Origin of the sequence: Bacillus cereus, assembly GCF_015071065.1 — a bacterium.
Taxonomy (GTDB): domain Bacteria; phylum Bacillota; class Bacilli; order Bacillales; family Bacillaceae_G; genus Bacillus_A; species Bacillus_A cereus_BA.
The window spans coordinates 827,348-839,972 of sequence record NZ_VOVA01000002.1 but is presented as its reverse complement, the minus strand read 5'-3'; the positions used below and the strand labels follow the sequence as shown (position 1 = coordinate 839,972).

The window sequence follows — 12,625 nt, the reverse complement described above, 5'->3', positions numbered from 1 at the left end:
ATTTTTGAAACTTCTTTTTCATTCCTTTTATCTCCTTACATCATTCTTTTACGACTGCCATTACAAATCCATCGTACCCTTTACTCCCTACTGTTTGGAGCGCGGTAGCACTTACACGTGGCTCAGCAGATATTAACTCATAAAAACGGCGTATCCCTTGTACACGAGGATCGCTACTAGATGTGTCAATAACTTCCCCTTCTCGCACTACATTATCTCCAATAATGATAGTACCAGGGCGTGATAGTTTAAGTGCCCATTCAAAATAAGCTGGGTTATTTTGTTTATCAGCATCTATGAAAATAAAATCAAATGGTTCATGCTTCTCATTTTCTATTTGCTGTAAAGAATCTAATGCTAACCCTACTCTTACTTCAATTCTATCATTCAAATTGGTACGTTCAATATTGCTCCGTGCAATTTCAGCATGCTTTTCACTTGCTTCTAATGTAACAATTCGCCCTCCAGATGGCAATGCTCTTGCAAGCCATATAGTGCTATATCCGCCTAGAGTGCCAATTTCTAAAATGTTACGAGCTCCTTGAATTTGTACTAATAGTTGTAAAAACTTTCCTTGAGTTGGCGATACATCATGTGCCGGCAAATTAGCTGCAGCGTTTGCTTGAAGAACCTCTTCCAATATAGAATCTTTCGGTATTAATACATCACTCATATATTGATCAACAGCGGTCCATTTCTCAATCGTACTCATGTAAATACCATCCCCTTCAATTTCTCAATGCTTTTCTACCATTCATATTTGATTATACCGAAAATTCTGTTTCACACACAAACAAAGAAGGGACACCATTCCATTACAGAATAGATGTCCCTTCTTTGTTTATAAAGTGAAACTTTAATCAGTGGGGGTTTTGTTCATCCCCCACTGATTATTAGCCTTCACCAATCGGGCTTTTACGGGCAGCCCGACTCCCACCTAACTTCTTTGCTCCAGCCGAATTTTGAGGTGGGAGTTTTACTGCCCGGCGAATAGCGGGATAAATTTAGCCCTTACGGATTAGTAGACCAAAGTCCAGCTGATTTAATAAATGTACGTTTATTTAATTTCAGCTGTGCTACGATAAACTCTGCAATGTCTTCTGCTTGCATTACTTTATCAGGATTTCCATCAGTTAACCCTAAATCTACAGCCATATCAGTTGCTACTGTACTTGGTGTTAAAGCAGTTACACGAATGTTATGTTTACGAACTTCCATCGCTAACGATTCTGTTAAGCCAAGAACACCAAATTTAGAAGCACTATATGCACTTGTTACAGGTGCACCTTTTTGTCCTGCTGTAGATGAAATATTAATGATATCACCAGATTGTTGTTCAATCATGCTTGGTAAAGCTGCACGAGTTGCATAGTATACACCCATTAAGTTTACTTGAATGATTTTTTCCCAATCAGCAACTTCTAGTTCTAAAAACTTACCGAACTTAGAAATACCAGCGTTATTAATTAAAATATCGATAGATCCTAAACCGTTTTTTAATGTTTCAATTGCAGTAGTTACCTCTTCATATGAAGATACATCTGCAGTCGCAATAACAGCTTTTACGCCTTCTGCTTCTACTTCTTTCGCAACTGCTTTTAAATTTTCTTCTGAACGAGCTAAAAGACCTACATTTACGCCCTCTTTCGCTAATGCGATTGCTACAGCGCGACCAATTCCTCTACCTGCTCCTGTAATTAAAGCATTTTTACCTTGTAATAATTCTGCCAAGTATAACACTCCTTAATCTTCTCAGTTGTTTATTCTATTAAAAGTGTATCTATGTTTATGTAAAAAGGCAATGATGCACTTTCATGTGCGTAGGTTACTTGTAGGTAACTATAGTAATGGTAAATGCATATTTAAAGAAAAACTAAAGTAATAAATCGATAACTAATCTTCTCTTCATAAAAAAGTCCTCTCTAAGTCTCATTCTTTTCTCCACATTACCAGGAGTTTTTGAATTACTACTTAAAGGGGATAGTCTCAAACAACGTTGTTTTATAAACTACAAAATATTATAGGATTTAATCAACTTTTTTAAATTCTTTAGATTCACTTTTGGAATTTCCGGTAAACCGCGAAATAATATAAACAAATGTGGGGTATTCAACACCGCTAAATTTTGAGGGAGTAAGTATACTGCCTAGCTAGGATTCGGTAACAATATAAATTATGTAGATAAATGATTTTCTACTAAATTTATTCACTACATTATAGTTGGTTTCGAGTTTCTCTTGAATTGCTTTTGCCATCTTCACAGCATATTCTTCAAGTACATTCTTATCATGAGCATATGAGGATGACGCACAAGCTCATAGTGCTGTTCCTATTCTTCGTCACTAAATTCAAAGCTCTTCTCGAATGAAAGTGAACTGTTACCATCAACAGAATCTATTTCCCTAATTTCACCAAACTGTAATTCTTTTTACCTTTACGAATAATGATAAACCTTCCATCGAATGAGTTTCCAACTGTAACATCTGTATTTACATCCGTTACCTTCTCACCATTCATAGAAATAGCTCCATTATTAATGTCTTCCCTTGCTTGACGTCTAGAAGGTTCAATCCCTAGGTCAACTAACCACTCAACAATATTTTTTGTTTCGTTTGAAGCGTAGAAAGTTGGCATATCTTTAAATCCTTGTTCAATTTCATCTGCAGTTAATGATCGAATATCCCCACTAAATAACGCTTCTGTAATTTTTAATGCTTGCGAAAGCGCATGCTCACTATGAACAAATTTCGTCATTTCTTCTGCTAATACTTTTTGTGCTTCACGTTTATGAGGTTCTGTTTGAACCTTAACCGCTAATTCATCAATTCTATCTTTCGTTAAGAAAGTGAAGAATTTTAAGTATTTAATTGCATCGCGATCATCTGTATTCACCCAGAACTGATAGAATTCAAATGGTGTTGTTTTTTCTGAATCTAACCAAATCGCCCCACCTGCTGTTTTACCAAACTTTGTGCCGTCTGCTTTTAGCATTAAGGGGATTGTTAATCCAAATGCTTTTACCTCTGCCCCTTCTAATTTACGTATTAAATCTAACCCACTTGTTATATTGCCCCATTGGTCACTACCACCAATTTGTAGTTGTACTCCTTCGTATTTGTATAAATGATGGAAGTCCATAGCTTGTAGAATTTGATATGAAAATTCTGTAAAAGAAATCCCGCTCCCTAATCGACTTGCTACAATGTCTTTTGCTAACATCGTATTCACACTAAAATTCTTACCGTAATCACGTAAAAATTCAATAATATTTACCTGATGTGTCCAGTCATAGTTATTTACCATCTTCACTTTACTATTACCACCAAAATCAAATAACTTTTTCATTTGTGTCGTCAATGCCTCAACATTATGCTGTACTTGTTCTAACGTCTGTAATTGACGTTCTGTTTGACGTCCACTTGGATCACCAATTGTCCCAGTAGCTCCTCCAATTAAAATTACTGGATGATGCCCTTCTAATTGGAAACGTTTCATCATCATAAATGGGATTAAATGTCCAATATGCATACTATCACCCGTTGGATCTACCCCACAGTACAGGGAAATTTTTTTCTCTTCTACTAACTCACGTAACTCTTCTGCATCTGTTTGTTGATTGATAGCATTACGCCATTCTAATTCGTCAATGATGTTCATGCTTTTCTAACCCCTTTCATTTTTAAGAATTCGCTTTTTTAGTGTGTCTGAAAACAAAGGTCCCTATGTCTAAAAAATACATAAGGACCATTCTTAATCGTATTGCCGCCCAGATTGTACCATTAATATTACTCTCAGCAATTGTATCTATAACTACTGCGCTGCGCTTCTTCAACGTTTATCGTATACTACACCTTAAACAGATTCATCATTACTTTTATTTTTCACATTGTAAATTATTTCAAGTTTTTCTCGAATTGCGCTTTCAATCTTATTAGCGTATTCATCGAATACATCTTTATCATGAGCGTACGGAGATAATGCACAAGCTCGTAGTACTGTTACTTTTCTTTCCTTATCCCATTCTTCTTTACTAAATCCAAGACTTTTCACAAATGGAAGTGGGCTATTTCCATAATCAGGGATAGCAAAGTCTGTATGAGAAGTAAGAAATTCATTGTAGTATATATTTCCTTTTACATAAGAAGATTGACCAAAAAAATCATGATTTAATTTGTTCATTTTTGCTAAACTTGTGTTCCCTTCTTCATTAAATACATAGTCAACCATATTAAAATCAGGCTTTGTTAATGGATAAACATGAATAGTTTTATCTCCAACTTTAAATTGTTTATCCTGTAAAAAATGATAAAAATGGTAAGCTCCTTCAATACTTGCACCTAGTAATTTACCATAACCAGTCACGTTTAATGGTAATACTTTATGGGCTGTCCAAACTGAGGCTGCAGTTGCCCCTGCTTTAGAACCTTCAAGCATATATGCACCAAGTAATGCAGGAATATCAGCTCCCTTTTCAAACACATATGTTGCGAAGTAAGAAATTACATCACGCATTCTAATATCTTTTACAACAATCCCACCCGCAGAGTATGGTATATACCCCATTTTATGTGGATCAATTGTAACGGTTTCAGCCTGGTCTATTGCCTTGAAAGAATTGTAAATATCTTCTGTCAACCATTCATTTTTCGAATTGAAAATACCATATTTTACATATGTTTCATCGATTTTGTTATAGTCAATAAATTCATTGTTTTCATCTAAGAAAATCGCTCGAGCATACCCGCCATAAGCAGCATCTATATGAATGTAAAAATAAATACCCTCTTGCGCTAATTTTTCGCGCAACGCAACAATCTTATCAATACGATCTACTTGTCCTTCTTCTGTTGTACCAATAACAGCTACCACACCAAGAATAGGTATTTTTTCTGCAGCTAATTCTCGGATTTTTTCTTCAAGTTTATCAATGTCCATGCGATAGTTATGATCAACATCAATTGTTTCCACATTATCAAGGCCTATACCAATAATATCCGCTGATTTTAGCCAAGAATAGTGTTTAGTTTGTGGAATCAACCATTTGCCCAGCTCTTGTAGATGTTGACCATTACGCGCAGAATGTGCTTTAATTTCATCAATTTTTCCAGGTATTCTTTCTAAAATATCTAAAATTTCTTCTGTAGACATATTTAATAATTCCCATTCTGATTTATCTTCTACAAATTGAGGAGCTACTTCTTTAATCGCTAAAGGAAGGGATTTCATGTTTCTTGCATACCAAAGGCCTTCTAGATTAGCAATAGAACCATCCGCACAAATATGCCCCCAACTCTCACCCTTTTTATAACTCATAAGAGCAGCAAATTCATGCCCTACTTCTTCTTCCATTTGAGAAGTGCCTGGAGAAGATTCATACGCCACGTTATTCCCATTCCATAACATTGCAGCTGTATATGCAATAATAGCCGGCATTAATGTTTCTGAATTCATATGTCCCCAAAACCGCCCTGCCGAATGCCATGGTAATGAATTGGTACGAAGTTTTGAAGATAACACATCCATTACACTGCGGATATGGTCAGCAGTTTCTACGAAATTTTTCGAGCTTTTATCTTGCGGAGTAATAACTGGTAGGTCTTGTGGTTGGTAATTTTGACGCCAACCTACATGTTCATCTACCATTTTAATTAACAGCTCTTTAAATAAATCGGCATTTTCACCTTTATCACCTAAGAATAATGCTTTTAAATTAATATCCGGTATTTTATAGTTCATTTTTCATTTCCTCCAAATTATCACAAATATTCCCTAAGTAACCTCGATACAAAATACGTTATTATTTTTTGGTTTTTTCTGCACAAAAAATTCACACATAAATTAATATTTGCCATCAAAAACGGGATATAAAACACTGTTAATCAAATAAGCCAGCTCATTTGATAACAAAACTTAAAGAATACGTACCAGATATTTATTTGTGCTTTAGCTTGATTTCCTTATATTCTCAGGTGAGCTATTATCTTTCTTCCACTCTGGTTTTTTAAATTTGTTGATGATAAGTGCTATACCAATCATTGCTAATGTAACGACCACTTGATAAATAACATATCCAGTATATTGACTTGGCTTTAAAATAGATGGCGGAATAATACTTACAATAATCGTAAAAACAATACTTATCATTGAAAGAATAGAGACCGTCCATATTAATCCATTCCCTTTACTCCCTAATCTGAATGGTCTATTAACGTCTGGCATCGTATAACGCAAGCGAACAGCTGAAATAGCAATTAAAGAATACACAACACAATACAAAATTGTTGTTGTAATTGTTATTATTAAGAATGCACTGTTTACATCTGGAACTACTATATATAAGATAGATACTAATGAAATTACAATTGCTTGAATCATCACAAAAGTGATTGGAATATCTTTCTCTGTTCTCTTTTGAAAAAACTTCGGCAAATTCCCTTCATCTGCCACTTTAATCATAGATTTACTTGGTCCAAGTACCCATGCACTTAGCTGAACTAAAACCCCAATTAAAATCATTAAAGAAATAATGTTAACAAAGATAGATGGAATCCCTAGATTTTTAGTGAAAATCATATATGGCTGTGTTATATTCGCAAGCTCCAATTTACCTTTTGGTACCGCATTTGAAACAGTTAACCCAGCAATGATATTAAAAATTGCTAATAAAATTACTGAAGTGATAACAGCAATTGGATAGTTACGTTTTGGATTATCAATATTATTTGCATGTACAGACGAAATTTCTACTCCTGCAAAAATAAAGATAATTCCTGATAAATAAGTTAAACTTCCTAAGTCCTTAAAATTAGGAATAAGATCCCTTGGCTTAAAGCCGCCTAAATAACTATTCGATTGAATCCCGTTTTTTATCATATAAATGACACCTAGAACAACAAGAATGACAAACGGAATGTACACACCAATAACAGCGCCCCAGTTACCCGCAACTTTTACCATATCAAACTTAAGGTTTAATAAAGTCACACTCCAGTATGAAATTAAGATTATGGCAAAAATAAAGTAGTTGTTTGAAGATAGTTCTGGCTTATTAATAACGTAACCCGATAGAATACCAACAGTTGACGCAACCATTACCATCCCAAAAAACATTTGAACCCATAATAACCATGAGGTGACAAATCCCCATTTCTCACCTAATGCATTTTTCACCCAAACTTGAGGTCCACCTTCTTCAGGGAAAGCTGTAGAAAGCTCAGCTGACATTAACGCAATAGGTAGAGCGAATGCAAACGCAGCTATCAACATATAGAAGATTTGGGTCCAACCAGTAATTGAAAGAGTCGGCACACTTCGTACCGTTCCAAAAAAGGCCATTGTAATACCAATTAACCCAAAAAGTGTCAATTTTTTTATATTAGACATAAAATCCCTTTCTTTTCCATATTTAAACTAATTCATAAAAAATATTAGATGTACCCTTTTTAAAATAGGCATATCAATTAATACTTATGTAAGAAAAGGATTTGGCAAATTTTAATAACTAGGGAAATTTCTTTAATAGGTGTCTTTTCATAAAGGCATATGCAGCCTGATGATCTCGTTTTTTACGAAGTTGAATATCCAATGTGTACCCTTCTTTGTTCCTCCACCATATTTCAAATGCACCAATTACTCCTCATCAAGAAGAAACGAGAATTAAGCGAAGATAAATAACTTAACAACCCACATTAGCAACAAAACATCAAGAAAAGGCATTCCAAATATGGAACGCCTTCTTTTATTTTATAAAATCATCAACTTAAACCTATTTTTCAAATGTACTCTTTAACAATCTGAAATATTCTAATTAACATAACCCATCATTAATCAGTAGTCAGTAGTCAATAATGAATAGAAATTTAGTTATGGGGGATTTTGATTCTTTAGGTTGATGGGCATGCGGAAACTTCCCTAACACTGTTTTTCTTTATAATAAGGAATACGTACAATAAATTCCGCACCATTTCCTTCCGTGCTCTTAACTTTAATTTCCCCTTGATGAAGATCTACTACTTTTTTTACAATCGCCAATCCCAATCCGCTACCTCCATGAGCGCGATTCCGTGAAGAATCTGCTTTGTAAAAACGTTCAAAAACATGCTGCTTCTGTTCCTCTGATATCCCAATTCCCGAATCACGAATACGTACTTCCACTAATGTCTCGTATTCTTTTAACTGAATTGTAATCGTGCCACCACTTGAAGTAAATTTAATACTATTATGAATTAAATTAATCCACACTTGACTCATACTTTCTTGGTCGGCAGTAATATGCACTTTTTCTAATTCAAGTTCTAGCTCAATTCCTTTTTCAACCCAAAGCGGTTCACTATTTAACACAATTTGTTTTAACTGTTGATCTAATCGATAAGTAACTCTTTCTGGTACATACTCTTCCGATTCCAAAAGGGTTAGTTTCAATAAATTTTGGCTTAATTTAGATAATCTCGTTGATTCGGTTTCAATAATGGTAAGGTAGTGCTTTCTTTTTTCGTCTGAAAGATTATCCTCTTGTAGCGCTCTAGCAAACCCTTTTATAGAAGTTAAAGGTGACTGTATTTCATGAGAAACATTCGATACAAATTCTTGCCTCATTTTCTCCATTGCATTAAGCTCTTCTGTCATATCATTTATACTTTTTACGAGTACACCAATTTCTCCATCATACTTTTCTTCATTTCGTATTTTTACGGAGAAGTCTCCTTTTGCAATTTTTTGTATCGGTTCAATAATAGTCCAAATCATTGCTTCTCGCTTTGGTCTCATTAATATTCCGATCAATGTCCAAATAAGAACAATAAATACAAAGCCGACCATGTCACTAATTAGAAAAGTAACAAAAGGCGATACGTTTATTTCAAGAGCTTTCAATACACTAGATGATACAAAAAATGCGATAGACCAGATTATAGTGAGAAAAGAAAAGAGTGCTATTACCGCTCCAATTACTTTCAACATCTTCAACTTACTCATTCGTTCTCTTCTTCTCATTTACTTACCTCTAAGCGATACCCTAAGCCCCTTATCGTCTTTATACTAAACTTTGATCGCTCTTCTTCAAACTTTTCACGTAACCGATTTATATGAACGTCTAATGTACGTTCATTCCCTTCAAAATCATATCCCCATACGTCTTCAATTAATTGCTCTCTTGAACACGTTCTTCCAGCTTTAGACCCTAATGTAAAGAGCAACTCGAATTCTTTTAGCGGTAGTGTAACCGTTTGTTCTCCAACTTTCACCTCAAATGTTTTACGATTTAACAATACATTACCCACTTGAATAGATTGCGACACTGTAATTTGGTAACGTTTCAGTAATGCCTTTACTCTTACTACTAGTTCTATAGGGTCGAATGGTTTTACAAGATAATCATCTGTTCCAAGGTGAAATCCTTTTACTTTTTGAGACGTTTCCCCTTTGGCAGTTAGCATAAGAATCGGGATATCATAGTATTTTCTTAATTCATAACATAAATCAAATCCATCCATATTCGGCATCATAATATCAAGAATCGCCATATCGATTTTCACTTCTTCTATTTTCCGAAGAGCATCAAGTCCATCAACCGCCTCATATGTTTGAAAACCTTCTCGTTCCAAAAATAGAGTAACAAGCTCCCTAATGTGCGGATCATCATCTACAATTAATATTTTAGGTATCAAGGAATCATATCCTTTCTGCTTAACATACTTATTACAACTCTCAAAAATCAACAATCAGTGAAGTGCTCCCTCACTGATTGTTTTCATTCTATAAGGCACCTTCTTTAATTTTCAATTGCTGCATTGCGAATTCACGATACATGTCATGTGTACGTAATAATTCGTCATGAGATCCACTACCTGTCAAATTTCCTTTTTCAATAAAGATAATTTTATCTGCATCTACTACGGTAGAAAGTCTATGTGCGATAACTAAAGTCGTTCTACCTTTCATTAAGTTATTTAACGCCTTTTGAACGACAGACTCTGATTTACTATCCAGACTTGAAGTTGCTTCATCTAACATAAGAATTTGTGGATTTCTAAGTAAAGCACGCGCAATCGCAATTCGTTGTCTTTGCCCTCCAGAAAGTTTCACACCACGCTCTCCAACTTCTGTTGCGTATCCACTTGGTAAATCATGAATAAACGCATCAACATACGCCATCGCCGCTACTTTTTCAATTTCTTCATCCGTCACTTCACCCTCAACACCGTAGCAAATGTTATCACGAATCGTTCCATCAATTAACGGACTATCTTGTGAAACGTAACCAATTTGACGTCGCCATGACTGTAATGAATATGCTGTAATTGGTTCTTTCCCTAATTTTATGAAACCACTAGTTGGCTCATAAAAACGTTCTAACAGCGAGAATAAAGTTGTTTTTCCGCTACCACTTGGTCCTACAATCGCTGTTACTTTTCCAGATTCAATCGTGAAGTCGATATTTTTCAAGATTTCCTCTTCTTCGTTATACTCAAAATGTACATTTTCAATAACGATCGACTGCTTCGCATTTGTAACATTCATACCTGTCTCATGATCTTCTACTTCATATTCTAAAATCGTATTAATTCTTTCGGTTGCACCAATTGCTTTTTGGAACTGAGTAAAGAACATAGATAACTGACTCATCGGCATAATAATTTGAACTAAATACAAAATAAATGCTACAAGTTCACCTGTTGTTAATGCACCACTCGAAACTCGCATCCCGCCATACCCCACGATAATAACAAGTAATGCCATTAAAACAAACGACATAACTGGTGAAATTAATGCTTGCACTTTTCCTTCTTTCAAACCAAATTGCAATAATTTTTGGATACCTGTATTCCCTGTTTCATATTCTCTTTTTTCCGTATTTGAAGATTTCACTAAACGAATTTCTGATAACACTTGTGTTAACACACTTGTAAACGAAGCTGTTTCATCTTGAAGCGCTTTTGAAATCTTATACATTTTCCGTCCAAGTGGAACTAAAATTAGTACCGATAATGGAATGACCGTTAAAAGTAAAATTGTCATTTTCCAGTCTAAAACAAATAATACAATTAATGACCCAATAATTGAGATACCGCCTGTTAATAAGTTTGACAAATGCTCAGAAATTAATGTTTTAACAACACCTGTATCATTTGTCATACGACTAATTGTATCTCCCGTTCTATTTTGATCATAATAAGACACTGGTAAAATAAGTACCTTTTTCCATAATCGTTCCCTAAGTCCCGCCACAATTTTTTGTCCAATATAATTCAGTAAATAAATAGACAACCCTGCAGCAATTGTTTGAATAATAAAGAATGCAATTAATCCAACAATTTGTCCCGTACTGATTGAAGAAAGTGAAAAATTATCAACTAAACCTTTTGTCAGCATTGGAATAAACAAACTCGCTCCAGTGGAAAGTAAGCTCATTATTAATGCAAAAATAAGAATGCCTTTCGGTGGATTTGTATCTTGAATGAGACGTAAAAACTGCCTCCAATTCCCTTTTTTCTTTTCTGTATTCCTAACTTCCATTGTCGTTCATCTCCTCGTTATAAACAAAACTGTTCTTTCTAAAACTAGAATACAATACAAATGTAAACTGAATGTAAACACACTTTTTCTATTTTTACAAAATATACATATAAACTCATCTTTACAACAAGTGTAAATATCTGATATTATTACCTGGTACTTATTATTATTCTATGTGAATTATAGACTACGCATAGAAAATATATAACTGATTTTATCAATTAGCTAATTTAAAATACTATATAAATCTCCAGCATTGAAAGGAGTATCCTTTTTGCAAACAAATAAACATTCCGAAAAGGAAACAATCATTTTTATTCATGGATTAGTCGGAAATCGCCGCGCCTTCAAAAAAGAACATAAACGATTTTCTGCCTCCTACAACATTATCACTTATGACTTATTAGGTCACGGCGACGATAAAGGAGAAGCTATCGACTTTTCAATACAGCGCCTCGTAGATCAATTATTGAACTTGTATGAAAAAGAGGGGATTAAAAAGGCTCATATTTGTGCTCTAAGCTATGGCTGTTATATATCTACGACATTTGCACAAATGCATCCAGAAAAAGTATTGAGCATTTGTCATATTGGTGGACATTATAATAACCCTTCCCGTTTATATAATGTTTTTCAGAAATTTTGGGAGAAGCGAGGAGACGAATACTCTAAATGGCTCTCTCAATACGCAAATACCATTTTTCCAAGTGGCATATTAAAAGCGAATCCGTTCGCAGTCATTTCAAGAAATATTTACTATCGTTTCGGATTACAATTACATTCATCAATTATTGCCCAATCATTACGACATCGGTTGGAAGTCGATTTGAAATCTAAATTAAAATCACTTCCCCACCCTATACTATGGGTAATGGGTGAACATGATCATCTCTATAAATCTTGTCTATTCGATTTAAAATCTATTCTTCCAAACGTTCTATATAAGGAAATACCTTTAGCAGGGCATGCAGCAAACTTATTTCGTCCTAACTATTTCCATGACTTATACGATCGATTTTTACATGGGAAGTTAAAATAAAACTACTATACTTCCAACTTATTTAACTATAAAAAGGCTTCCCAAGTTTCCCTGGAAAGCCTTTTTCTATAC

General features: G+C 34.5%; 9 protein-coding genes and 1 pseudogene. 1 reads left to right on the top strand and 9 read right to left on the bottom strand.

The annotated features are described in order from the left end of the window. Positions 1-40: 40 nt before the first annotated feature. From FT637_RS10355 to FT637_RS10315, 9 genes and pseudogenes are all read right to left on the bottom strand, one after another. Positions 41-712, bottom strand: a complete 672-nt coding sequence (locus FT637_RS10355; RefSeq protein WP_193646181.1) for an O-methyltransferase — start codon at positions 710-712, stop codon at positions 41-43. A gap of 299 nt (positions 713-1,011) precedes the next feature. Next, positions 1,012-1,731 (bottom strand): 3-ketoacyl-ACP reductase, encoded by a 720-nt coding sequence (locus FT637_RS10350; protein WP_002012353.1) that lies wholly within the window; start codon positions 1,729-1,731, stop codon positions 1,012-1,014. Between the two features lie 663 nt (positions 1,732-2,394). Then, a complete protein-coding gene (gene tyrS, locus FT637_RS10345; protein ID WP_193646180.1) occupies positions 2,395-3,657 on the bottom strand; it encodes a tyrosine--tRNA ligase in 1,263 nt (420 codons plus the stop codon). 195 nt (positions 3,658-3,852) lie between these two features. Then, positions 3,853-5,736 carry a tyrosine decarboxylase gene (tdc, locus tag FT637_RS10340; RefSeq protein ID WP_193646179.1) on the bottom strand — a complete coding sequence of 628 codons (1,884 nt, stop codon included), beginning with the start codon at positions 5,734-5,736 and terminating at the stop codon, positions 3,853-3,855. Between the two features lie 207 nt (positions 5,737-5,943). Then, on the bottom strand, positions 5,944-7,383 hold the full coding sequence (gene tyrP, locus FT637_RS10335) for a tyrosine-tyramine antiporter (RefSeq protein WP_193646178.1): 1,440 nt from the start codon (positions 7,381-7,383) through the stop codon (positions 5,944-5,946). A 124-nt stretch (positions 7,384-7,507) separates the two neighbouring features. Next, a pseudogene (locus tag FT637_RS10330) lies at positions 7,508-7,597 on the bottom strand (IS6 family transposase); the annotation flags it as partial. A 314-nt stretch (positions 7,598-7,911) separates the two neighbouring features. Next, positions 7,912-8,991, bottom strand: a complete 1,080-nt coding sequence (gene hitS, locus FT637_RS10325; RefSeq protein WP_193646177.1) for an envelope stress sensor histidine kinase HitS — start codon at positions 8,989-8,991, stop codon at positions 7,912-7,914. Then, entirely contained in the window at positions 8,988-9,665 is a 678-nt protein-coding gene (gene hitR, locus FT637_RS10320; RefSeq protein WP_193646176.1) for an envelope stress response regulator transcription factor HitR, read from the bottom strand. Before hitR ends, hitS begins: the two co-directional genes overlap by 4 nt. Positions 9,666-9,753: 88 nt before the next feature. Continuing rightward, positions 9,754-11,514, bottom strand: a complete 1,761-nt coding sequence (locus FT637_RS10315) for an ABC transporter ATP-binding protein (protein ID WP_193646175.1) — start codon at positions 11,512-11,514, stop codon at positions 9,754-9,756. 274 nt (positions 11,515-11,788) lie between these two features. On the opposite strand from FT637_RS10315, the gene FT637_RS10310 reads away from it, so the two are divergent. After that, positions 11,789-12,553 carry an alpha/beta fold hydrolase gene (locus FT637_RS10310; protein WP_193646174.1) on the top strand — a complete coding sequence of 255 codons (765 nt, stop codon included), beginning with the start codon at positions 11,789-11,791 and terminating at the stop codon, positions 12,551-12,553. Positions 12,554-12,625 lie beyond the last annotated feature (72 nt).

Excerpts from the sequence above, each read along its gene's own strand:
- FT637_RS10355 (WP_193646181.1), bottom strand. The coding sequence starts at position 712 with ATGAGTACGATTGAGAAATGGACCGCTGTTGATCAATATATGAGTGAT.
- tyrS (WP_193646180.1), bottom strand. The coding sequence starts at position 3,657 with ATGAACATCATTGACGAATTAGAATGGCGTAATGCTATCAATCAACAA.
- tdc (WP_193646179.1), bottom strand. The coding sequence starts at position 5,736 with ATGAACTATAAAATACCGGATATTAATTTAAAAGCATTATTCTTAGGT.
- tyrP (WP_193646178.1), bottom strand. The coding sequence starts at position 7,383 with ATGTCTAATATAAAAAAATTGACACTTTTTGGGTTAATTGGTATTACA.
- hitS (WP_193646177.1), bottom strand. The coding sequence starts at position 8,991 with ATGAGAAGAAGAGAACGAATGAGTAAGTTGAAGATGTTGAAAGTAATT.
- FT637_RS10315 (WP_193646175.1), bottom strand. The coding sequence starts at position 11,514 with ATGGAAGTTAGGAATACAGAAAAGAAAAAAGGGAATTGGAGGCAGTTT.